This window comes from Exiguobacterium sp. s48 (genome assembly GCF_018617395.1).
GTDB lineage: Bacteria > Bacillota > Bacilli > Exiguobacteriales > Exiguobacteriaceae > Exiguobacterium.
In genome coordinates this window covers 207,543-232,229 of the sequence record NZ_JACSKC010000001.1, presented here as the reverse complement: position 1 = coordinate 232,229, position 24,687 = coordinate 207,543, and the positions used below count along the sequence as shown (strand labels likewise).

At 49.8% G+C, this 24,687-nt stretch carries 18 protein-coding genes and 1 other annotated feature; of the genes, 3 read left to right on the top strand and 15 right to left on the bottom strand.

Annotation, left to right across the window (positions count from 1 at the left end; genetic code table 11):
- Position 1: 1 nt before the first annotated feature.
- The gene (locus KNO66_RS01165; protein WP_251128039.1) at positions 2 to 3,736 is read right to left on the bottom strand and encodes a DUF5057 domain-containing protein; all 3,735 of its coding nucleotides are present in this window, start codon (positions 3,734 to 3,736) and stop codon (positions 2 to 4) included.
- Between the two features lie 92 nt (positions 3,737 to 3,828).
- On the bottom strand, positions 3,829 to 5,031 hold the full coding sequence (locus KNO66_RS01160) for a bifunctional folylpolyglutamate synthase/dihydrofolate synthase (protein WP_214739665.1): 1,203 nt from the start codon (positions 5,029 to 5,031) through the stop codon (positions 3,829 to 3,831).
- Positions 5,032 to 5,140: 109 nt separating this feature from the next.
- Between KNO66_RS01160 and KNO66_RS01155 the strand changes: the two genes are divergently transcribed.
- The 3 genes from KNO66_RS01155 (at position 5,141) to KNO66_RS01145 (ending at position 7,053) form a co-directional block, all read left to right on the top strand.
- Complete coding sequence (locus KNO66_RS01155; protein WP_214739663.1) at positions 5,141 to 6,577, top strand: protein adenylyltransferase SelO; 1,437 nt, start codon at positions 5,141 to 5,143, stop codon at positions 6,575 to 6,577.
- Positions 6,578 to 6,685: 108 nt separating this feature from the next.
- Positions 6,686 to 6,880 carry a hypothetical protein gene (locus tag KNO66_RS01150; protein ID WP_214739661.1) on the top strand — a complete coding sequence of 65 codons (195 nt, stop codon included), beginning with the start codon at positions 6,686 to 6,688 and terminating at the stop codon, positions 6,878 to 6,880.
- A complete protein-coding gene (locus KNO66_RS01145) occupies positions 6,877 to 7,053 on the top strand; it encodes a hypothetical protein (RefSeq protein ID WP_214739659.1) in 177 nt (58 codons plus the stop codon). Before KNO66_RS01150 ends, KNO66_RS01145 begins: the two co-directional genes overlap by 4 nt.
- 16 nt (positions 7,054 to 7,069) lie before the next feature.
- Here the strand turns inward: KNO66_RS01145 and KNO66_RS01140 are convergent, their stop codons facing one another.
- The 13 genes from KNO66_RS01140 to KNO66_RS01080 all read right to left on the bottom strand — a co-directional run bounded on the left by KNO66_RS01140 (position 7,070) and on the right by KNO66_RS01080 (position 24,351).
- Positions 7,070 to 7,795: a hypothetical protein gene (locus KNO66_RS01140; RefSeq protein WP_214739657.1), complete on the bottom strand. Its 726-nt coding sequence runs from the start codon at positions 7,793 to 7,795 to the stop codon at positions 7,070 to 7,072.
- A 121-nt stretch (positions 7,796 to 7,916) separates the two neighbouring features.
- Complete coding sequence (locus tag KNO66_RS01135; protein WP_214739655.1) at positions 7,917 to 10,568, bottom strand: valine--tRNA ligase; 2,652 nt, start codon at positions 10,566 to 10,568, stop codon at positions 7,917 to 7,919.
- Between the two features lie 57 nt (positions 10,569 to 10,625).
- Positions 10,626 to 10,847, bottom strand: a binding site (T-box leader).
- A gap of 47 nt (positions 10,848 to 10,894) precedes the next feature.
- A complete protein-coding gene (hemL, locus tag KNO66_RS01130) occupies positions 10,895 to 12,199 on the bottom strand; it encodes a glutamate-1-semialdehyde 2,1-aminomutase (protein ID WP_214739647.1) in 1,305 nt (434 codons plus the stop codon).
- Positions 12,196 to 13,176, bottom strand: a complete 981-nt coding sequence (hemB, locus tag KNO66_RS01125) for a porphobilinogen synthase (protein WP_015881120.1) — start codon at positions 13,174 to 13,176, stop codon at positions 12,196 to 12,198. Before hemB ends, hemL begins: the two co-directional genes overlap by 4 nt.
- Entirely contained in the window at positions 13,173 to 13,838 is a 666-nt protein-coding gene (locus KNO66_RS01120; protein WP_251128038.1) for a uroporphyrinogen-III synthase, read from the bottom strand. The genes hemB and KNO66_RS01120 overlap by 4 nt, the downstream gene beginning before the upstream one ends.
- Positions 13,831 to 14,748 (bottom strand): hydroxymethylbilane synthase, encoded by a 918-nt coding sequence (gene hemC, locus KNO66_RS01115; protein WP_214739645.1) that lies wholly within the window; start codon positions 14,746 to 14,748, stop codon positions 13,831 to 13,833. Before hemC ends, KNO66_RS01120 begins: the two co-directional genes overlap by 8 nt.
- A 52-nt stretch (positions 14,749 to 14,800) precedes the next feature.
- On the bottom strand, positions 14,801 to 16,147 hold the full coding sequence (gene hemA, locus KNO66_RS01110; RefSeq protein WP_214739643.1) for a glutamyl-tRNA reductase: 1,347 nt from the start codon (positions 16,145 to 16,147) through the stop codon (positions 14,801 to 14,803).
- A 183-nt stretch (positions 16,148 to 16,330) separates the two neighbouring features.
- Positions 16,331 to 17,500 (bottom strand): AI-2E family transporter, encoded by a 1,170-nt coding sequence (locus tag KNO66_RS01105; protein WP_214739641.1) that lies wholly within the window; start codon positions 17,498 to 17,500, stop codon positions 16,331 to 16,333.
- Between the two features lie 110 nt (positions 17,501 to 17,610).
- Positions 17,611 to 18,204, bottom strand: coding sequence for a ribosome biogenesis GTP-binding protein YihA/YsxC (gene yihA / locus KNO66_RS01100; protein WP_211781493.1), 594 nt, complete (start codon positions 18,202 to 18,204; stop codon positions 17,611 to 17,613).
- Positions 18,205 to 20,505 carry an endopeptidase La gene (gene lon, locus KNO66_RS01095; protein ID WP_214739639.1) on the bottom strand — a complete coding sequence of 767 codons (2,301 nt, stop codon included), beginning with the start codon at positions 20,503 to 20,505 and terminating at the stop codon, positions 18,205 to 18,207.
- Positions 20,506 to 20,577: 72 nt separating this feature from the next.
- Entirely contained in the window at positions 20,578 to 21,846 is a 1,269-nt protein-coding gene (gene clpX / locus KNO66_RS01090) for an ATP-dependent protease ATP-binding subunit ClpX (protein ID WP_214739637.1), read from the bottom strand.
- A gap of 211 nt (positions 21,847 to 22,057) precedes the next feature.
- Positions 22,058 to 23,350: a trigger factor gene (gene tig / locus KNO66_RS01085; protein ID WP_214739635.1), complete on the bottom strand. Its 1,293-nt coding sequence runs from the start codon at positions 23,348 to 23,350 to the stop codon at positions 22,058 to 22,060.
- Between the two features lie 89 nt (positions 23,351 to 23,439).
- On the bottom strand, positions 23,440 to 24,351 hold the full coding sequence (locus tag KNO66_RS01080) for a hypothetical protein (protein ID WP_214739626.1): 912 nt from the start codon (positions 24,349 to 24,351) through the stop codon (positions 23,440 to 23,442).
- Between the last annotated feature and the right edge of the window lie 336 nt (positions 24,352 to 24,687).

Here is a 24,687-nt window from a genome sequence, read left to right as displayed (position 1 = left end):
CTTAATAACGGTCATCATCCTGTCCTGAGGCATTCGTTTGGATGATGCGTACATAAAACGAGTCCTTCACGGCTTCAAACGGTTTTCCAGCCGGAAGCGTCGTGTAGACTTCCACTTTCGCCACACCCGGTTTCACTGGAATCAACTCTTTTCCTGATCCACTCACTTGAACATATTCTTCGCCGGATACAATCTCCATGCGATAGTCACGCCAAGTCGAAGTCGTTGGCCAGTACTCAAGGAGCGGTGGTCGTGGTGCCGTCCCTTCCCCGATATTGATTGTCATGTCTTTTGACATCAATTGGTTCGGGTATTCGTTGACGCGGACAACCGACGTGTTGGAACGAATGTTTCGTAACGCATTGTCATCGAATGTCGTCTGAATCGGAATGTCTGTCACGACTCCATTATTTCCGTAGCCATGGTTGGCACGTAATTCATATCCTGTCGCACTCTGTGTCACCGTCAGAGCGGATGGGATGGACCCGATTCGTTCAAACGGTATGGATACGGTTGGTGTTGAGGTCACTTGAATCGAGGCGACTTCGTTCACACGTTTTTCTTCGTCCAAACTATCCCATACCCAAAGGTCGAGTTGGTTCGGCGTTTGGCTCAAGGATGGTGCCTTGACTTGGATGGTAAAGACGGTGCTCGGAGTAGCGATATTCAAGCCACCGAAGAGGTCACCGACATCCACTGTCGCCTTAAACTGAGTCGTACCAGGTTTCAGTCCAATGATGTTCAAGTTGTTTCCAACTTGTTCAAACTTCACACTATCCCCGGATTCGACGACATAGCGAACCGACTTGTATTGAGCCGTTTCAGGCATGACTTTTGGTGTGACGGTAGTCGTTTGACCGACATATAGCTCTGTCGACGGGATAGTAAGTTGCTCAGGCGGACTGATGACATTGACTTTCGACTCTGCTACGACAAGGGGTTTCTTATCGCCCGGATCGATTGTCAATCGTAGTTTCGCTGTTCCTGTTTTCAAACCGGTCACAATCGCATTGTTTCCTTGGGTGACGAGTCTCGCGACACCGTTCGCATCAACGATTTCCCACTTCAAGCTACTCCATTTCGGGTTCGTAAAGGTGTTGCCTTTCGCATCCGTGATGGTCGGACTCACAATCTGCTGTGCCCCGATTTGTAAGGTGACGTCAGGAATTTTCGCTTCGTACGCGTACGGCGCCCCGATATTGATCAGCAAGTCTGCGAATGACGATTGAACCTCTAGTTCCTTATCCCAGTCGTTGTGCTTATCTAAAATGTGATCTTGCTTCTTCGAATACTCAATCAACGTCGTCAATTGGTTATCCGCTTTTTTCAATTGGATGAGTGAAGCAGAAGGCTCGATGGCTCGAATGACTACTTCAAACTTCACGGTTCGATTTCCACTATCGTTCGGGAGGAAAATGTTCGTGTTCCCGTTTCGTTCATAGTACAAGTCTGGTTTCAACTGTAACTTGATTTCATTCGGGTTCGTGACAGGGTATTCGTTTCCGTTCGCATCACGCATCGCCACCACTTCGAATTGGCTTGGTAGTTTTTCTGTGAAGGTCGTTAAATCCACTCGTAGAAACTTATCGCCCAATTGATTCGGTAATCGGTCGAAACGTTCCGGATATTGAACTTGATAGTGAATCGTTCCCGTTTCGTATAAGTTGATCGTCGACGGATCAATCGAACGGGACACTTGAATCAAGTCGGAAACATTTTCCGCACGTTTGACGTTGATGGTGAACGTATCGATCACCTTCGCATTCCGTTGATCGGACGTCTCGATTTTCACTTCAATCGGTCGGTCTGCCACAACATCCGCTGCCGGAATCGTAAACTCTTTGACTTCGTAGTTACGTAAGTTTTCGAATGCGACTTGTTTCCCGTTATACGTGATTGTTGAGTTGAGGAACAAGTCTTGGAAGTCATAGTCGCTCGGTCGCCACATTAATTTAACGTCTTGTCCAGCAGTCACTTCAACAGTCCCGGCTTTTAAATCAGCAGAGGTATAGGACTGGTTTGAATCACTGACGGACTCAATCACGTTGTAAGGTTTATGATTCGCCCCGATAAAGGCGCGATACATCGTATTGATGAAGATTTTCTTCTCATCTTCTACCGAGAACTTGTTCGTGTGCCCTGCACCGGAGTAGGTGAAGTTGTTTTTTGTATACGTGTAGTAATGATTGCTTGCATCTCCATATACACGATTTCCACCAGTAGAATACAGGTTGTACCAAGGCGTCACATCCGGATCGTTCAAATCGAGAGTGAAGTATTGGTTATGGGTATTTGAGATATTTTTGATTGAATCATCGAGGCGATACGGATAAGATGTGAAAATCCCATCCTGTACCTTAACTGCCTTATTGGTTGTTTCAGGAGCACCAAATCCCATGTTCGTATACATTTTTTGCCCTGAGATATTCAGTGAAGGATTGATATTCACAAATTGACGTTCCCACTCGGACGTAGGTGATGATGAACTATTCGTACGGAAAATCGTATCGTGCGTCAACATGACACCTTGTCCTGTTTCACTGAAACGTTTGACTTTCGAAGTGGCCGCAGCGTTCATGCTTCCATAAACGTTGTACGAATCCTGGAATCCAAAAATCAGCATATCGTAGTCGTTTTTGAGTAATGCCTGGTCATAAGTACCACCCTCGAACTGACTAGTTGTACCGTCCGTTAAATTGAATTCATAATTCCCAGCCGGGTCTACTAACATATTAGATAAATAGCTTGAAATTCTTCCGTTCGTGCCGGTTCCAGCAGTGAGCTGCAAGATGTTCGCTTTCACTTTTTCATCGAGGTAGAGAATACTCCCCTTACGATAATCTGCTCGACCTGTCAATGCATCCTTGACGACGAGCATCCAGTTCTTCGGTCCGCTAAACGTCGGACGCGATAACGTAAAATTGAGCGTTCCCGATTCTTTTGCCTGTTGCTCAATGACTTTTTCATCCGCATCAAATCGATCGTTATGGTCGTAATCGATATACAATTCTACGAATGCTGAAGAAGTTGGTGGTTGCGATAATGTATAGGCGAAGTTGATTGGATGACGGACACCATCTTTCACTTGAATCGTCTGATTGCTAATCGACTGATTGTTATACTTCACTTCAGTTGATTGAAATCTCGGACGGGAAATGGTGAGTTGATTCAACTGCTGCGACATCTCGCGATCGACATTCTGTTGATCATTTCGATTAAAGACTTTCACGTTTGCATAATCACGTTGATAGTCTGCCAAGCGTTTTAACTGTGTATCGCCGTTTGCAGCATCCTCATGCATAAGAAGGGGCAAGCCGACACGGACAACCGTATTGAACAATTCCGTCGCTTTCAACTCTGTCAGATCGTTCATTTGATTTGTCGTGTCATGATTTTTCGAGTTGACGACAAGCGTCCCATTTTTATATTTCTCAGTTAAAGGACTGCTTCCAATCATGACCGCATCGAATGCACCTGTCATCGGAAAACGGGAGGCATTAAATTGTTTAATCGTCATAAACTGCGCATTCACTTTCGCAGTATTTACATTCAATGAATCACGATATGTTTTCACCGCGTTATTGTATTCAGTCACTGAAAGTATTTTCGACGAAGAAAAAGCATCACGAAGAATCAATACGTTTAAAATCGGTTGATTGGTCTGCGCAACTACTTTTTGTGGAATGATGGATATGATTAATACGAGAACCGCTATGTATTGCATGAGTTTACGCAATGTATAGTCCTCCCTATTTTTAGTCTTCACTACTAATTATCCCACCCACTTGAAAAAATATACATCTATTTCTTTGACATCAGGTAAATGTTTTAACTTAGGAAACGTCTCACTTCACTGATGAAATAAAGAGACCCTGTCACAATCAACGTCTCACTCGTCGGTACTTCCATCCAATCGCTTAGCCATTCTTTCCATTCAACGAAGCGTGCCCTATCTTTTAAAAGCTGATCTCTCGTTCTCGCACGAGGAAAATCAAACGTTGTCTCGTACACGTCGCCAATCTCTTGAAGCGCGTGAATCATCGTGTCACGGTCCTTGTCCGCTAAAATCGCCGTCAGCACGGTCACGTCTTGTTCTTGTTTGGCTTGAAGGACCAATGCCTCGATGCCTTCCTGGTTATGCGCCCCATCCAAGATCACTCGTGGTCGTTTGGAGACGAGTTCATAACGCCCCGGATGTTGTGCCCGCTCAAGACCTGACCGGATCGCCTCTTCCTTCCATCCAAGATGATGCGCCACTGCCACGGCACACGCTCCGTTATATGCTTGATGATGCCCCGTCAAGCCGAGCACGACAGGTGGCATCCCCTCATATGTCACGACAGTCCCAGCCCCGTCCTCGATTTCTGACACAAGCGTTCGTACATCATGAATCGAAGCGCCTACGTCTTCTCCTTTTTGAAGCAACAATTCAATCAACTTCTCCTGATTGACACTGTGGAACATCGGCACGCCACGTTTCATGATGCCGTACTTTTCCAGCGCAATCTCTTCAAGCGTATCGCCGAGAATCCCTTGATGGTCATGTCCGATTGACGTGACGATCGTCGCGAGTGGTTGCTTCAATATGTTCGTCGAATCGAGGCGACCCCCGAGACCGACTTCCCAAATGATTACATCAGGACGTGTGTCATCAAAATAGCACCATGCCATCATCGTCAAGAGTTCGAACTCCGTCAACGTCTCTGGTGCTTTGTCCGCACACGCTTTGACTCGATTTGCCACGTCGACGAGCGCGTCTTCCGGAATCGGTTCCCCGTTCAACATGATTCGCTCCTCGAACTGAATGATATAAGGGGAGGTAAATGTGCCGACGGATAAGCCGTTCTCCATCGCCATCGCCCGTAAAAACGCGACGGTCGACCCTTTTCCGTTCGTCCCGGCCACATGGATGGATGGGCGTTCTTCTAACCCTAACTGCTCAATCATCCAGTTCATCCGCTCAAGACCCGGTTTGATCCCGAAGCGAAGCTGTCCACTCAACCAATCGAATACATCTTGTCTCGTCTTCATCTTCCACACTCCTACTGTTTACACTTCTGTTTCATCTTATCAAAATTCACGACAGCCGTTATGGAAAACAGTCTATGCTATACTCGAAGCGAAGAAGGAGGCATGCGCCATGACAACTGACTGGAACTTCGAGGCGACGTACCTCGAACTACGTGATATTTTTTACGACCGTGGACCCATCCATCCGGTCGACAACCCGACACTCGTCTTGTTTAACGATTCATTAGCCGCTTCGCTCGGCCTTGATGCGCAAACACTCAAACAAGACATCGCTTTACTTGCCGGCAATCGTCAAACCGAGACATCTTTCTCTCAAGCATACGCCGGACACCAATTCGGCAACTTGACGATGCTCGGGGACGGACGCGCCCTCATGCTCGGGGAACATGTGACTCCGAACGGGAAGCGTATCGATGTGCAACTGAAAGGTTCTGGGCCGACAGAGTATTCTAGAGGGGGCGACGGACGGGCCGCACTCGGCCCGATGGTACGCGAGTTCATCATCAGCGAGGCGATGCACGCTCTCGGCATCCCGACGAACCGTGCGCTCGCCGTCGTTCAGACAGGGGAAGCCATCATGCGTCAAGGTCCGAAGCACGGGGCAATCCTGACTCGGGTCGCCTCAAGTCATCTTCGTGTCGGGACATTCCAATTCGCAGCAGGCGCCGGCTCTATCGATGATGTTATTTCGCTCGCGGAGTTTGCGATCAAACGTCATGATCCTGACTTGGTGGATGCGCCTGATTGCTACGAGCAATTCCTCGGACGCGTCGTCGAAAGACAGGCGAGACTGATTGCCAACTGGCAACTCGTCGGGTTCATTCACGGGGTGATGAATACGGACAATATGTTCATCAGTGGAGAAGGTCTCGATTACGGACCGTGCGCATTCATGGATACGTATCATCCGGAGACGGTCTTCAGCTCGATTGACCGAGACGGACGTTACGCCTATGCGAACCAACCATATATCGGGTCTTGGAACCTCGCCCGACTGGCGGAGACATTGCTGCCGCTCCTTGGCGAGACGAAAGAAGAAGCGGTCGATGTGGCGAACAAACAGCTTACCCGTTATACCGAGTTATATAAAGAAGCGTACTTTACCGGACTCGCGCATAAGATTGGCTTATTCGTCCGAAAAGACGGTGACGATGCACTAACCGATGAACTGCTCCGCTTGATGATGGAGACGGAGGCAGATTATACGAATACGTTCCGCTCGTTGACGCTTGGTGAAATCGATTCGCTTCCATTCGCAACTCGTGAAGATGGGAAGGCGTGGATTGACGCTTGGCGAAAACGTTTGAGTGAGCAAGGTCTCCCGGACGAGGACGTCAGTCGAATCATGCGCCAATACAACCCGGCCGTCATTCCACGTAATCATCACGTCGAGAAAGCAATCCAAGCGGCAGAACGAGGCGACTTCGGACCGACCGAGGCGCTACTCACGATTTTACGTGACCCTTATAACTACGACCAACCGTCTGAATACGTATCGGCAGGTCCACCACGGACGTATCCGTATCAAACGTTTTGTGGCACGTGAACCATCTCACTTTTGCAAGATGGTTTTTTTGAAACCTATCTCATCGATTTATCGTAATAGAAAGTAGTTCATAAAATATTCGAGTGAATTGGAATGGAGTGACACAAAATGAAAGGACTCATCCCGTTGATGATCCTCATCACCGCTTCAGCATCTTATGTAGTGTATAGTTTATATCTAACATTAGTCGGCCAACCGATTCAGCCACAGTTGACTGGTGTGGCAATTGGTCTTCTTTTCACGTCTTCATACTACATCACAACAGGCCGTTTGCCGTTTTGGAGTGAAGAGGAAGAGGCATGAGACGCATCTATATTGCTCTCTTGTTTATTGGTACGGTTCTATATTCCACGTACATCGTCCATCTGTTTCGAATCGGTTTCACGACCCCATTATATACCCAACTCCCGATGCTATTGGTGATTGGAGTCATCGTCTGGTCGCTCGTACAAACAAGACCCGAACGTCGCTCTTGACGCTCGGGTCTTAATATTATTCTGAATCCCGAAAAGGAAACGATACAGACGAAGGTTCCGGTAACGAATCAGCGAGTGCCAACAACTCTTCTTCCGAGATATTTCCTGTCACGATAATCAGTTTGCCTTGGGTTAAATAGTATAAACCGTTCCCGTATGATTGCTCCAATACATACGGTTCTGGCTGTTCCGACATCTCCCCTTCTACCTCAGTGAAAGAATCCGTCGCAATGATACTGATGAGGCGTGTCTCATCATATAACGTCCAAAGTTTCACCGACCAATCGCTACCTGAGTAATCAGTGCTGATGGCCTCCATCTCTTTATTAGGAAGATCTAATCCGTGAGCGAACGCTGATGATGTCTCCGGAATCCCAAAGCGTTGCATGCCACGCTGCGCCCATCCATTTCTTTCATCATGAATGAATACGCCAAACGGGTTCTCACGGTCAGGGACGGTCATCGCAACTAAACCGATCCCCCCGACCATCGTCTCCGTTATAATGTGATCCTTCGACAACTGTCTTGTCGAGCCATCTTCATATTGAAGGGTGATTTGTTCCACGACCGCGTCCGAGACCCGTTCTGTCCCTGGTTGTACTTCGGCAATCGTCGTCCCCGTCACGTCTACGTCGGGGAATTGCGATTCATCAATCACTCCCTCCTGTTCTACCTTTTCCACATCTGCCTTCTCCACAGACTCCGTCTCTTCTGATGGTGTACATCCAGCCAGTCCTAACATAAGAACACATATTACCTCAAGTCGTCTCATCTCATATCCCCTTTCTCCGTCCATCTCTCCAAATTCTACCAAAACATAAAAAAACCTTCTTCAGAGAATCAATCTCCAAAGAAGGTGTGTCTTACTTACGCAACTCTTCCAAACGGGCGCGGACCGCGTCACGCTTGTCGAGGTAGTCTTTTTCTTTTGCTTTCTCTTCGTCGATGACGTGAGCCGGCGCCTTGGCGATAAAGCCTTGGTTTCCGAGTTTCTTCTGCACGCGCTCGACTTCCTTCTCATACTTCGCCACTTCTTTTTCAAGACGGGCGATTTCTTCTTCGAAGTTGATGAGGTCTGCGAGCGGGATGAAGAGCTCCGCTCCCGTCATGATCGCGGACATCGACTTGTCCGGAGCCGTGAGGCCACGTCCGATTTCAAGCTCTGTCGCATTCGTGAACTTGCCAATCGTCATTTCATTCGCGCTCAAGTAACCTTGGGTCGCATCGTCGCTCGTCGAGATGAAGAGCTGAATCGGTTTCGACATCGGTGCGTTCACTTCGGCACGAATGTTACGAACCGAGCGGATGACGTTCATCACAGCTTCAAACGCTGGAACCGAATCGGCGAAGTGAAGGTCGTCACGACGCGTCGGGTAGCTTGCACGAACGATTGAATCGCCTTCATGCGGCAAGTGCTGCCAAATTTCCTCTGTAAGGAACGGCATGAACGGGTGCATGAGACGCATGATCGAATCGAGCGTATGCGCGAGGACCGAACGGGTTGTGTGCTTCGCTGCTTCGTCCTCACCGTAGAGCGTGAGTTTCGCCATCTCGATGTACCAGTTACAGAACTCTTCCCAAATGAAGTTGTACAAGTAACGACCGGCTTCACCGAACTCGTATTTGTCGACGAGACGTGTCACTTGGTCGATTGTGTCGTTCAAGCGCGTCAAGATCCACTTGTCAGCAAGCGTCTTCTCACCTGTGAGATCGATGTCTTCCACTTTGAGTCCATCCATGTTCATGAGTGCGAAACGGCTTGCGTTCCAAATCTTGTTCGCGAAGTTCCATGTCGACTCGATCTTCTCCCAATAGAAACGAAGGTCGTTCCCTGGTGTCGAACCTGTGAGGAGGAACCAACGAAGTGAATCCGCTCCGTACTGGTCGATGACTTCCATCGGGTCAACGCCGTTACCGAGTGATTTCGACATCTTGCGTCCTTCCGAGTCACGGATGAGACCGTGGATGAGGACGTCGTTGAACGGTTGCTTCCCTGTGAACTCGAGTGATTGGAAGATCATCCGTGATACCCAGAAGAAGATAATGTCGTATCCCGTGACGAGCGCGCTCGTCGGGAAGTAACGGTTGAAGTCCGGTGCGTCCGCATCCGGCCAGCCCATTGTTGAGAACGGCCAAAGTGCTGACGAGAACCATGTGTCGAGGACGTCTTCGTCTTGTGTCCAGTTCTCACTGTCCGCCGGTGCTTCTTTCCCTACATACACTTCGCCTGTTTCGTTATGGTACCAAGCCGGGATGCGATGGCCCCACCAAAGTTGACGGCTGATACACCAGTCGCGGATGTTCTCCATCCAACGGAGGTATGTGCCTTCGAAGCGTTCTGGGACGAAGTTGACTTTCGTGTCGTCGTTTCCTTGTGCCTCGAGTGCCGCTTTCGCGAGTGGCTCCATGTCAACGAACCATTGTTTCGAAAGGTATGGCTCGATGACTGCGCCTGAACGCTCTGAGTGACCGACCGAGTGCGTATGCGGCTCAATCTTCACGAGTGTTCCGTCCGCCTCAAGGTCTTTCACGAGTTGCTTGCGGCATTCGAAGCGGTCGAGCCCTTCGTACTTGCCTGCGTTCTCGTTCATCTTCCCGCCTTCGTCCATGACGAGGATGCGTGGAAGCTCGTGACGGTTTCCGATTTCAAAGTCGTTCGGGTCATGGGCTGGCGTGATCTTCACGCAACCTGTACCGAACTCCATGTCTACGTAGTCGTCTGCAACGATTGGAATCTCACGGTTCATGATTGGAAGCATGATCGTCTTGCCGATGAGGTGTGTGTAACGCTCATCTTTCGGGTTGACGGCAACCGCCGTATCACCGAGCATCGTCTCAGGACGTGTCGTCGCGATTTCGATGTGACCAGATCCGTCAGCGAGTGGATACTTCATGTGATAGAACGCACCCTCGACCTCTTGATAGATGACCTCGATATCCGAAACGGCCGTCTTTTGAGCCGGGTCCCAGTTGACGATATATTCGCCACGGTAAATCAAGCCTTTTTCATACAAACGGACGAATACTTCTTGAACGGCTTTTGAGAGCCCTTCGTCGAGTGTGAAGCGCTCACGCGAGTAATCGAGACCGAGACCGAGTTTTGACCATTGATCGCGAATCGTCTTCGCGTACTCGTCTTTCCATTCCCACGTCTTCTCGAGGAACTTTTCACGTCCGAGGTCGTAACGCATCACGCCCTCTTCACGGAGCTTTTGCTCGACTTTCGCTTGGGTCGCAATTCCGGCATGGTCCATCCCTGGGAGCCAGAGCACGTCATAACCTTGCATACGCTTGAGGCGTGTCAACAAGTCTTGGAGCGTCGTGTCCCATGCGTGCCCGAGGTGAAGTTTCCCCGTAACGTTCGGTGGTGGGATGACGATCGTGTAGGGTTGTTTCGAATCGTCCTCGTCTGCTTTAAATACATCGTTCTCTAACCAGTAGTCGTACCATTTTGACTCCGTCGCACTTGGGTCGTACTTCGTCGGCATGGTGATTTCATTTGTCTCATGGGCCATGTGGGGCGCCTCCTCTATATAATAATGAACACAAAAACGGCTTCTCTCGTCCTATACGCTAAGGACGAAAGAAGCCGTGATCTTCCGCGGTACCACCTTAGTTCGCCAACAAGTGGCGCCCTCAAAATCGAATAACGGTCGATGGACCGAACTTTCCTACTCCATTCAGAAAGTCAGCTCCGAGGCGACTTCCGCGTCCATCCCTCGCAACCTTTCACCAAGCGGTCGCGTCTCTAAAAGGAATGGAGGATGCGTACTACTCCTCATCAATGCTTTTCATCGTATCTGTTAAATAATTGTAGCGACAGAAACGTCAGCAGTCAAGATTAGAGTGAAAACTCTTCTTGAAGCTCCTTGAACGTCGCCTCGACCGCTGCAATCGTCTTCTCGATATCCTCATCCGTATGAGCCGTCGAGAGGAACAATCCTTCAAACTGTGACGGTGGCAAGAAGACGCCACGCGCCGCCATCTTCTGATAGTACGAACGGAACATCTCGAGGTTCGCCGATTTCGCTTTCTCGAAGTTCGTTACTTTCTCGTTCGTGAAGAAGAAACCGAACATCGAGCCGGCACGGTTCGTGTCGTGCGGGATGTTGTATTTCTCACCGGCCTGCGTGAAGCCTTCCGCGAGACGATCTGCCTTACGCTCGAACTCGGCGTAGTGCTCAGGCTTCAGTTGCGAGAGTGTCGTGTAACCGGCAATCATCGCGAGTGGGTTACCCGAGAGCGTACCCGCTTGATAGATCGGACCTTGCGGTGCGATTTGTTCCATGATTTCATGTTTCCCACCATATGCACCGACCGGAAGTCCACCACCGATGACCTTCCCGAGACATGTGAGGTCCGGTGTGACACCGAAGTACCCTTGTGCACAGTTGTACCCGACACGGAAGCCCGTCATGACCTCATCAAAGATGAGAAGCGCGCCGTTTTGTTCCGTGATCTCGCGGAGTCCTTCGAGGAATCCTGGTTGTGGTGGTACGAAGCCCATGTTTCCTGCGGCCGGTTCGACGATGACGCCAGCGAGGTCGTCACCGTATTTCTCAAAGGCGACGCGGACTGCATCTAAGTCATTGTAAGGAACCGTGAGCGTATGGCTCGCGAGTTCTTTCGGTACCCCTGGTGAGTCCGGGAGACCGAGCGTCGCGACACCAGACCCGGCTTTGATGAGAAGCGAGTCACCGTGTCCATGGTAGCATCCTTCGAACTTCAAGATTTTCGTCTTCCCTGTGTAGCCACGTGCGAGGCGAAGTGCCGCCATTGTCGCTTCCGTACCCGAGTTGACCATACGGACCATCTCGATTGACGGAACGCGGTCGATGACGAGTTCTGCCATCTTCGTCTCAAGCTCAGTCGGCGTCCCGAACGTCCAGCCTTTTTCGGCTTGTTCTTGAATCGCTTTCGTGACGACAGGGTCACGGTGACCGAGGATGAGTGGTCCCCATGAGAGGACATAATCGATATACTCGTTGCCGTCGATGTCATAGACGCGTGAGCCTTCACCGCGTTCGGCGAAGATTGGCGTCATGCCGACCGATTTGTAGGCACGGACCGGACTGTTGACACCGCCTGGCATGAGCGGGCGGGCTTGTTCGAACGCTTCTTGTGAGCGCGTTTGGTTGTATGTCATGCGTAGTCTCCTTCCAAATAGCGACAGACGTCTTTTGCGAAATACGTGACGATGAGATCGGCACCGGCACGTTTGAATCCGACCATCGTCTCCATGACGATGCGTTCTTCGTCGACCCAGTCGTTGAGTGACGCGGCTTTAATCATCGCGTACTCTCCGCTCACGTTATACGCCACGATTGGCATATCGAGTGAGTCGCGCATGTCACGGATGATGTCCATGAAGGCGAGAGCCGGTTTGACGATCATGAAGTCGGCACCTTGTTCGACGTCCGATTGTGACTCACGGAACGCCTCACGACGGTTCGCCGGGTCCATCTGATACCCTTTACGGTCGCCTTCCCCAGGAGCCGATTGGGCAGCGTCACGGAACGGTCCGTAATAGGCTGACGCATATTTGACGCCATAGCTCATGATTGGAATGTGACTGAATCCGTTCTGGTCGAGACCTTCACGGATAGCTGCGACGAATCCGTCCATCATCGAGCTCGGTGCGATGATATCGGCACCCGCTTGTGCTTGCGTGATGGCTGTCTGGACGTGAAGTGGAAGCGATGCGTCGTTATCGACGTCCCCGTCCTTCACAAGGCCACAGTGACCTGTCGACGTGTATTCACAGAGGCACGTATCGGCGATGACCGTGAGCTGTGGTGCCCACTCTTTTACTTTACGGATCGCTTCTTGGACGATGCCGTGATCGTGATACGCTTCACTGCCTTCTGGGTCTTTATGTTCCGGCACGCCGAACAAGAGCACAGATTGGAGACCGAGGTCGACGATTTCTTTGATTTCTTCTTCGAGTCGGTCAAGTGAATAATTAAAGACGCCAGGCATCGAGCTGACTTCACGTTTAATGTTAGTCCCTTCAATGATGAAGAGCGGGTAAATCAAATCTTCTTTTCGAACATGATTTTCACGTACGAGGGCACGCATCGACTTCGATGAGCGAAGACGACGGTGACGGTCAAACTGGTTCATGAAAAATCCTCCCCTACACACTGTATTAATGCATCCATAGTATAACATTCTGGCACTCGTACCGGTAACGTCGACACTTGTCGGATGGCACGTCCGGTCACTTCACCGATGGCGTACCACGTCCCGTTGAAGTGGGACAAGTGTGGTGTGAGCGCCTCGACGGCCGACGGGCTCAAGACGAGCATCGCCTTTACGGTTTCGAGTTGTTGCTGTTGCGCCGGTGTTAGCGGCACTGGAATCGTCTCGTAGACGACCCAGTCCTGCACGTGAGAGAGCATCGTCATGTGCTTCGTGTTCGCCAAATTGCCACGTGCGAACAAGACGACCTCCTCGGTTGACACGACTTCACGTAACTCTTGAAAGAGCGCCTCACCCGTATACGTCTCCGGCATGAGTGAGACGGTAAACCCTTCCGCTTCAAGTGCCCGTTTCGTCTTCTCTCCGACAGCGGCGACTTTCACGTCCCGCGTCAGATTTTGAAGGGCGGGCACCGCGTTTTGACTCGTCACGACGAGCCAATCGAATCGTTCCACGGGTGGTGGGATGTGCGTCTCTCTCGTCTGAATGAGCGGGACATGATGAACGGAAAGACCGCTCGCCTCGAGCCGTGCTCGTTGCGAAGCGGTCATTCGTTTCGTTCCCGTGTACCAGACGTCACTCATTGACCGAGGCGAGGATTTCACGTCCGCCACGACCGAGCAATTCTTCTGCGACTGCTTGTCCGAGTGCGACCCCGTCCGTTGACGTCTTCGTCACGCGAAGCACTTCTTTCCCGTCCACTGACGCGATGAGGCCTGTGAGCGTCACGTCGTCACCGTCGACCGTCGCATAACCGCCGACCGGTACGTGACAGCTTCCTTCGATGGCTTTTAAGAAAGTTCGTTCCGCCGTCGCCGCTTTCGCCGTCACATCATCGTGTAACAATTGAAGCACTGAAGTCACTTCTGCATCGTTCTTGCGGCTTTCAATGGCGAGTACGCCTTGTCCGACAGCCGGTACCATGACGTCCGGGTCGAGCGCTTCAAAGTCGACACGATCTGTCCACCCCATTCGCTCGAGTCCTGCTTTCGCGAGCAAGATGGCGTTGTAGTTCTCCGAGTCTAACTTTTTCAGACGCGTATCGATGTTTCCACGGATCCATTGAATCTCAAGGTCAGGACGTGCCGCTAAGATCTGAGCACCACGACGGAGTGAACTCGTTCCAACAATCGAACCTTTCGGAAGCGTCTCGAACGTGTATCCGTTCTCACAGATGAGGACGTCACGCGCATCGACACGTTTTGGCATACAGCTGATATAGAGTTCTTCTGGTAGTTCGGCCGGAACGTCTTTCATACTGTGTACGGCGAAATCGATGTCCCCATCGAGCATCTGTTGTTGAATCTCTTTGACGAATAGACCTTTCCCACCGACCTTCGACAATTGTACGTCGACGATTTGGTCCCCTTTCGTCACGATTTCTTTAATCTCGAAGTCGTTTTGTGCTCCAGCTTGCTTCAATTGCTCGATGACCCATTTCGTTTGAGTCATGGCGAGTTGGGAACGGCGTGAGCCGACAATGATTTTCCGCATGTTCAATCTCTCCTTCATAGAAAAAGGCGACACACGTCGCCTTTTTGTCTTGTTAGCGCATCAATGCGCGAAGTGGTGCTTTAGCCGAAGTGGCATCTGTTTCTTCCACTTCGTCTACAGGTTGTTCCGGCAACTCGACATCGAGTCCGAACGTCTCGATGAATTGAGCGATCCGAACGTTCGCATCCGGCTGAGCCGCTGCGTCCTTAATATAATCGATCGGATCACGAAGCATTTGATTGATAATCGACTTCATATGCTTTCCGATGACTTTCTTGTCACGTGCCGACAAGTGATCGAGTTTACGCTCTAGACTCGTCATCGTGTCTTCTTGAATATCAAGGGCACGGGCACGTAACTCATTCATGATCGGGACGACGCCGAGCGTGACGAGCCATGTTTGGAACTCTTGAATCGCTTCATCGATTTTCATTTCAATCTTTTCAGCCTCGACGAGACGTGCCTCAAGATTCTTGTTGACGATTCCATTCAAATCATCGACATCGAATAAATGAACACCCGGAAGTGTCGCGACCGCTGGATCGATATCTCGCGGCACAGCGATGTCAATGAGCAAGAGTGGACGTTCACGGCGTAACAATTGTGCCGCTGCCACATCGTCATATCCGATGACGGCGTCTTTCGCCCCTGTCGAACTGATTAAAATATCCGCATCGAGTAATCCGCATGCGATTTCACGAATTGAATGGGCACGACCTTGGAACTTGTCCGCAACCGCCTTCGCCTTACTTTCCGTCCGGTTAAAGACAGCGATTTGTTTGGCGCCCGCCTCAAACAAGTTGAGTGTCGTCAATTCACCCGTTTCACCGGCTCCGACGACGACGACTTGTTTGTCTTCAAGCTGTTGGTACATCTCTTGCGCAAGCGTCACGGCAGCCGAACTGACTGATACAGACATTTCCCCAATTTGCGTGTCCGTATGGGCGCGCTTGGCGAGTGTGACCGCTTCTTTGAATAATTTGTTGAAGACCGTTCCTGTCGTTCCATGCTCTTGAGCGCGGAAGAAACTCGTCTTCACTTGACCTAAAATTTGTGTTTCCCCGATGATCATCGAGTCGAGTCCAGATGTGACACGGAATAAGTGGCGAATCGCCTCTTCTCCTTCTCGGATCGACAAGTATGGCGTGAACTGTTCCATCTCTAAATCGAACCAGTTCGCCAAAAAACGTTTCGTGTAATAACGACCCGTATGGAGTTGGTCCGTCACGACGTATAGCTCCGTCCGGTTACACGTAGACAAAATAACCGACTCGAAAATGCTCTTCTCTTCGCGAAGTGCAATCATCGCATCCACGATTTCTTGCTCCCCAAACGAGAACTGCTCCCGAATCGCGACAGGGGCTGTCTTGTTATTTAGTCCAACGACGACAATATGCATGTATCTCTTCCCCTCATCTAAAATCCACCGACGGTTGTCTCTTCTTTTTCAATCTCTACCGTACATTATAACAATTTTTATCTAGGAACTATAATCTTCTGTTTGATTTTCCTGAAATAAAATAAGAACTTTTTGTGACAAAAAGAAGTAGAAATGGCGAAACCCCATTCCTACCCTTTTTTCTTAAGCATTTGGCGAGTTCGGGTCCGTGATAATCGAACTCTCTGCCTCTTCTTTGTCTAAATATTGCTCACGTTCCTTCAGTTTGTAGATTCGAACGATATTCTGAACAACCGTTTTGGCGACCGCATAGAACGGTACGGCGATGAGCATTCCGATGATGCCGGCCAAGTTCCCAGCCACGAGTAAGACAATGATGATCGTGAGCGGGTGCACTTTCAAAGATTTCCCTTGAATGAGCGGCGAGATGACGTTCGATTCGATTTGTTGCACGATGATAATGACGACGATGACCCAAATCACTTTGATCGGATCTTGGATAAACGCGACGACGACTGCCGGTGCGGCTCCTAAGAACGGACCGACGTACGGAATGATGTTCGTCACCATCATGAAGAGCGCGAGCAAGATGGCATAATCCACCCCAACGATCCAAAGACCGATGAGCGAGGTGATTCCGACAAAGAACGCCACGAGTAGCTGCGCGTTGACATAGCTACGGACCGTCTCGTGCATGTCATGCAAGATGTGACGTGTCTCTTTCTCATAGCTCGATGGCAACAGTTTGACAATGGCATCCGGTAATCGTTTCCCGTCGAGTAACATATACAGGAGCATGAATGGAATGACGACAATGGTGATGACCGCTGACGTCACGAACCCGACGACTTGGCCGAATGACGAGGCGATGTTTCCGAATAGGTCTCCTAAGTACGATGTGATGTTCGTCGTCAAGTTACGGAACATCTCATCATTTTGTGCCATGAAGCGCGACAAGAACTCATTTTGAAGTAACGAATCACGAACGGCGAACGCCTGTTGCTGAAGTTCTTTCGCGATACTTGGCATCGCATTGATCAGTGACGTGATCTGCTCACCTAAAACGGGTCCGAGCACACTGAAGACAATGGTGAAGATCAGGACGAGCCCGATCAATGTCAATGCGACCGCTAACGTTCGTTTCCCTTTTAAACGTTTCTCTAAAAAGTCGACGATGCCGACCAAAAAGTAAAAGAAGAGTCCTGAAATAATGAGCGGCACCGTGACAAGTGCCAAAATAACTTGAACCGGCTCAAACACAAAGGAAATTTGTGTTCCGACCCAAATGACTAAAAAGATGGTCAGCGTCCAAAAGAGGGCGCGGTACCATTTGCTTTCAAACATACGTTGCATTTCCCCACCTCGTTTACGATTATGACTATGTACTAACTATGATTATACGATAATTACCCGCTTGCGGGATGAGAAAAACAAAAAGGCGAAGGAATCCCTTCGCCTTCGCCTTATTCACCCTCTGTGATGAGTGCGTAAATCGCTTTCCATGCCTCGTCTTTTCCTTCTGCCGTTTCAGCTGAGAAGGCGACAAAGCGGTCGGATGGATCAAATTGAAGCTTGCGTTTCACCGCTGCCTCATGTTTTTGACGCTGACTCTTCTTAATCTTATCGAGTTTCGTCGCCACGACGATGACTGGAATCTCGTAATGCTTCAAGAAGTTATACATCGTCACATCATCACCCGTCGGTTCATGACGGATATCGACGAGTAAGACGACACCACGAAGCGCCTCCTGGCTCGTCAAGTATTGCTCCATCATGACGCCCCACTTCTCACGTTCCGTTTTCGATACTTTCGCGTAACCGTATCCTGGAACGTCAACGAACATGATTTCATCATTGATATTGAAGAAGTTGAGGGTCTGAGTCTTCCCTGGTTTCGAAGACGTCCGTGCGAGCGCCTTCCGTTGGCAAATCTTATTAATGAACGACGATTTCCCGACGTTCGAGCGTCCCGCAAGTGCCACTTCCGGCAACTCATGGACCGGATAATGGTCTGGCGCGACGGCACTCGTCACGAACTCTGCTTTGTTGATCTTCATTTAATTTCCTCCAAATGCTACATCTAGTACTTCATCGAGTGTCGTCACGGGAACGAACGTCAATTTCTCACGTACCGTCTCTTGAATGTCATCGATGTCTCGCTCATTATCTTTCGGAATGACGATGGTCGTCAACCCGGCCCGGTGAGCAGCGAGCGCTTTTTCTTTCAATCCACCGATCGGTAAGACACGTCCACGGAGTGTGATCTCCCCGGTCATTCCGACGTCACGATGGACTTTTTTCCCGGTCAACGCGGAAATGAGTGCTGTTGCAATCGTGATCCCGGCTGACGGACCGTCTTTCGGCACGGCACCTTCTGGTACGTGAATGTGGATGTCTTGTCGCTCGTAAAACGTCGGGTCGATCCCGAACCGCTCTGCATTCGCACGGACATAGCTATACGCAGTCTGTGCCGACTCCTGCATGACGTCCCCGAGTTTACCCGTCAACTGAAGTTTACCTTTCCCTGGAGCGAGTGCCACTTCGATCGTTAGCGTGTCTCCACCGAACGCCGTATAGGCAAGACCTGTCACTGCACCAATCGAGTCCTCGGTCTCCCCTTTTCCATAACGGTACTTCGGTTTTCCGAGATACGTGATGATGGCTTTTTTCGAAATCGTGACGCGTTTCTTCTCACCGATAGCGATTTGTTTCGCTGCTTTTCGGCAAAGCGAACCGATGACGCGTTCTAAGTTCCGGACGCCGGCTTCACGTGTGTAACGGCGCACGACTTCATAGAGCGCATCTTCTTTAATCGTCAATTGACTCTTCTTCAACCCATGCTCTGTCAGTTGTTTCGGTACCAAATGGCGCTTCGCAATCTCTACTTTTTCAAGTTCCGTATACCCACCGATTTGGATGAGTTCCATCCGGTCAAGGAGTGGGGCCGGGATTTGCGAGACATCGTTCGCCGTCGCGATGAAGAGGACGTTCGACAAATCGAACGGTTCTTCGATGTAATGGTCCGAGAACGAGACGTTTTGTTCCGGGTCGAGCACTTCGAGCATGGCTGATGCTGGGTCTCCTCTAAAGTCAGATGCCATCTTGTCGATCTCATCGAGCAAGAAGACCGGGTTCTTGCTTTCCGCTTGCTTCAATCCACGAATGATCCGTCCTGGCATCGCCCCGATATACGTGCGACGGTGTCCACGGATTTCTGCCTCATCGCGCACGCCACCGAGCGAAACACGGACGAAGTGACGGTCAAGTGCAGAAGCGATGGAGCGGGCAAGCGACGTCTTCCCGACCCCTGGAGGTCCGGCAAGGCAGAGAATTGGTCCACGAAGCGAGTTCGTCAACTGACGAACGGCCAAATATTCAAGGATGCGATCTTTCACGGATTCTAAGCCGTAATGGTCGTCATCAAGCACATCCGCCGCGTGTTTCACGTCAAGCTTATCATCCGTTTCGATGCCCCACGGAAGAGACACGACCCAGTCGAGGTAATTACGAATGACCGCATACTCTGGCGACGTTTGTGGCACGACGTTCAACCGTTCCGCTTCACGCATGACATTCTTTCGTGTCGTTTCCGGCAAGTCGAGCGCTTCTAACTTCTCACGAAGACGGTTCGGTTCCGACTCTTGCGTCTGGTCCCCAAGCTCTTGTTGAATCGTCTTCATCTGTTCTCGTAAGTAATACTCGCGCTGTGACTGTTCAATCGATTTCTTCGTCCGTTCGCGCATTTCTTGCTCAAGCTCGATCACTTCGACCTCATGGGCGATGATTTCAAGTAGCTCAAGTCCTCGCTTGACGGCATCTGCTTCTTCAAGCATCGCTTGGCGAAGCTCGACGTCGACATCAAGTTTTGACGTGATATAGTCCGTGAGTGATTCAAGCCGCTCATACATTTCGAAACGACGACGCTCATCTGGCGACATGCCCTTAATGTTTGCGACGAGTTTTCCGAACTGTTCTTTTAACAGACGGACGAGTGCCGTACGTTCGACCTCTTCCCCTTCTGCGAGTTCGACCGGCTCGATATTGGCGAACCATCCTTCATCTGTCGATTCAATCGAGTCGACACGGACGCGCTCTTTCCCGACGATTCGAACCCGAATCGTCTCGTTCGACAATTCACTCATCTTCGCAATGTGGACACGCGTTCCAACCGTGTATAGGTCTTCCGGTTCCGGCGACTCGTTCCCTGTTTCTTTCTGCGTCACAACAATCAAATCTGTTTCATGCTCCTTTGCGGCAAGGAGCGCCCGAAGGGATAACGGGCGTCCGACATCGATGGTCACACCGATGAGCGGATAGACGACGACTCCTCGCAAAGGAAGGATTGGTAATTTTTCCATATACAACGCCTCCTGTGCAAAAAGGCCCAAAACTCGGATGTGCCGAGTGTTTGAGCCTTCTTCGTTAACAAATTATGCTGTCTCTTTGTTGTCCCCTGTCTGTTCGACAGTACCATCACGAAGGACGTATTTCGGACCGGCAAGACCCGTAATCGTTTCATCCGTAATGATGACTTTCTCAATATCGTCACGCGATGGGACGGTGAACATCACATCGAGCATCATTTCTTCGATAATCGAGCGGAGACCGCGTGCGCCAGTCTTACGTTTAATCGCAAGTTTGGCGATTTCAGTCAATGCCTCGTCAGTGAACGATAATTCCACATCGTCAAGCTCGAGCATCTTCTCGTACTGACGAACGAGGGCATTTTTCGGCTTCGTCAAGATTTCAACGAGTGCTTCCTCATCGAGTGTCGTGAGTGTCGCCATGACTGGCAAACGACCGATGAACTCAGGAATCAACCCGAATTTTTGAAGGTCTTCAGGAAGTGCGCGGGCGAGCAAGTCTTCTTGCGTCAACTCGCGATTCTCTTGATCATTTCCGAAACCGATGACTTTCTTCCCGATACGGCGTTTGACGACCGATTCGATGCCGGCGAATGCACCACCGACGATGAAGAGAATGTTTGTCGTATCGATTTGGATGAATTCTTGATGCGGATGCTTACGACCACCTTGTGGCGGTACGCTCGCTGTCGTGCCTTCAAGAATTTTAAGAAGTGCCTGCTGAACGCCTTCACCGGATACGTCACGCGTAATCGATGGGTTTTCAGACTTACGGGCAATCTTATCGATTTCATCGATATAAATGATTCCTTTTTCAGCCTTCTCGACATCATAGTCAGCTGATTGAATCAATTTAAGCAAGATATTCTCGACGTCTTCCCCGACGTAACCTGCTTCCGTCAAGCTCGTCGCATCCGCGATTGCGAATGGGACGTTCAAGACGCGAGCCATCGTTTGGGCAAGAAGCGTCTTCCCGCTACCTGTTGGTCCAATCATGACGATGTTCGACTTCGCGAGTTCGACATCATCCGAACGCCCACCGGCGTTGATTCGTTTATAGTGGTTATAGACAGCTACTGAAAGCGCACGTTTCGCACGGTCTTGACCAATAACATAATCGTCTAGGATGTTACGAATCTCTTGTGGTTTTGGAATGTCTTTGAATTCGACTTCTTCCTCTACACCGAGCTCTTCCTCAACGATTTCATTACAAAGTTCGATACACTCATCGCAAATGTATACACCTGGTCCAGCGACTAACTTACGAACTTGTTCTTGCGATTTTCCGCAAAACGAGCACTTGAGTTGCCCCTTTTCCTCGTTAAATTTAAACATTCGATACACCCCTTCTGTGGTGAAAATGGATGTAAGTGCGATAAATCGCGATTTGAATTTTCTGGTGCGATGCACCGTGAAAAGACAGTTTACATCTCTGCGTTGAAATAATTGTAGCATGAACATATTGCGACTTCAAAGAATTACACATGCAAAGTGCTGTGATAGAAAAAAGGACGACCGCTAAGCAGTCGTCCCACTAAAAATCAACTTACTTCGCTTTACCGTTTTCAACGAGGATGTCGATCGCTTTACGGAATTTGAGGTCACCTTTAAGTGTTTCAAGTCCGCCTTGTGGAGCGAGCATCGTACGGAGTTGGTCCGGTGCGATGTTGTAAAGTTTAGACATTTCTTCAAGCTCTTTCTCAGCATCTTCGTCAGATACTTCGATTGCTTCTTTTTCAGCGATTGCTTTCAAGACGAGACGAGCTTTTACGCGCTCTTCAGCTTGCTCTTTCATCTCTTCGCGCATTGCTTCTTCAGAAGTGCCAGTGAGTTCGAAGTACATGTTGAGGTCGATTCCTTGTGAAGATACACGTGAGCCGAACTCTTGTACCATGCGGTCTACTTCTTGGTCAACGAGAACTTCAGGTACGTCGATTGTTGCGTTTGCAGTTGCCTGCTCTACGAGTTGGTCGCGCATTGTACCGTCAGCTTCTTGTTTCTTACCAGCTTCTAAACGCTCACGGATGCTCGCTTTCAACTCGTCGAGTGTTGAAACTGACTCGTCGATGTCTTTTGCGAACTCGTCGTCGAGTTCAGGAACTTGTTTTGTTTTAACTTCGTGAAGTTTGACTTTGAATGTCGCTGGTTTACCCGCCAAGTTTTCAGCGTGGTACTCTTCAGGGAATGTTACTTCAACGTCTTTTTCTTCACCAGCAGTCATGCCGATCATTTGCTCTTCGAATCCTGGGATGAATTGGCCAGAACCGATTTCAAGTGTGTAGTTCTCAGCTGTGCCGCCTTCGAACTGCTCACCGTCAGCGAAACCTGCGAAATCAAAGACAGCTGTATCGCCGTTTTCGATTGCACCTTCTTTAACAGCGAGTTCTGCGCCTTGCTGTTGAAGTGCTTCAAGTTCTGCTGTCACTTCGTCTTCTGTTACTTCAGTAGAAACAGCTTCGTACTCAAGACCTTTGTATTCGCCAAGCTCAGCTTCTGGCTCAACCACGAATGTCACTTTGAACGCGACTGGTTTGCCTTTTTCGAGCGTGCCGTCTACATCGATGTTTTCGAGCGCGATTGGTTCGAAACCAGCTTCTTCAACCGCACCTTGGATTGTGTCGCGGTAGAGAATGTCGAGTGCATCTTGATAGAGTGCTTCTTCTCCATACATTTTGTTGAACATTGGGCGTGGCAATTTCCCTTTACGGAAGCCAGGCACGTTCAAGTCTTTGACGACTGTTTTAAATGCGGCGTCAACTGCTTTATCAAAAGCTTCTGCAGGAGCTTCGTACGTGAGTACACCTTGGCTACCTGATGTTTTTTCCCATTTTGCTGTCATGCTAAGTCCCTCCAACAATTCGTTTATACCGTACAAAAATGTACAACAATCCGTATTATAGCATAAATCCTCAGTGTGCACACAAGGATTTAGTCTAATAACGACTGCGTAAAGCGCAGATCCGCCTCCAAAATCGCGGACGCCAAACCGTCGACCGGTTCGTCATGTAAAATCGCCTGTTTCGCTTGTATCAGTGCCACTTCGACCTCTTCCTTTGAAGCCGGCACATACGGATAGTGCGTGTACATGTAGTTCATCAATAGCTGGGTTCCAATCTCATCACCCTCTACTGATTTTTGAAGCGATAACACCGTTTTTTCCCACGTTTCGATTTGTATCGAAGCATCATCTTTCGTCATCTCGTGCATCGAGCCCTCATCCGTCCATGCGATGTCCGACAGTTCGGCAAATGCCTTTTCTAGCACAATCAGTTTGACGAGTTTCGGACGATCCGACACGAGCAATTCATGAAGCACATTGTCGAGGACGCTGTCGATATTAAAGTGGACATGTTGTAACGCTTCGATTTGTTCCCCTGTACTCCCGCGCGTCAACGTCCGCTTCAGTTTGGCGATGGCAGCCGGAAATTCCGTCATCTTCAAGACCTGCAATACCTGGTCCGCCTGTGTATTTACCGTATCTTTTTTGTCTTGCCAGTCGAGATACTGATGAATCCAATAGGCCGCTTCAAACGGTTGATCTCGCATGATGAAATATTGTGCAATCTGAAGTCCGCCAGACGCTGGTTCTTCTGCTTCTGCCATCTGAATCGTGACGAGCTCCTGCAGCTTTTCGAGTGTTTCGGGGTCATCCGGTCGTTCCATCGCACATTGGAAGATTTCCATGAAAATAAACGGGTCACCCGGAATCGTCTGATACCAATCCCACAAAATCGGTTCGATCCGCTGTCGTTCTCCGGAAGCATCCGCCTCCTGAATCATCTTATGCAGACGCGACCAATTCCCGGGGAACGGATAGTCCTGATCCTTTTTCTTCTCCATCTTCCCTCACCCTCTCTTCCATTCCCTTTCATCTTCCGTTAGGACGCAATTCCTTGTCAATCGATTTCCCGGAAAATGAAAAAAGAGACGATCTCCGTAGAGAGCGTCTCTATTTTAATGGAAGCGTCCCAAGAGGGATTCGAACCCCCGACCGACGGCTTAGCTTACCACCATGACTTTCGTCACCAACATCGTGTTGTTTGTAGTCTGGACTATATCTTCACCGTTTCAGGTGCGACACGTGTAGTCTCTACGGAACCTCACGAGCATGATGCTCCTCCATTGATTCTACCTCTACATTCATAGACATTCGAATCAACTCGACCCGATCGGGAA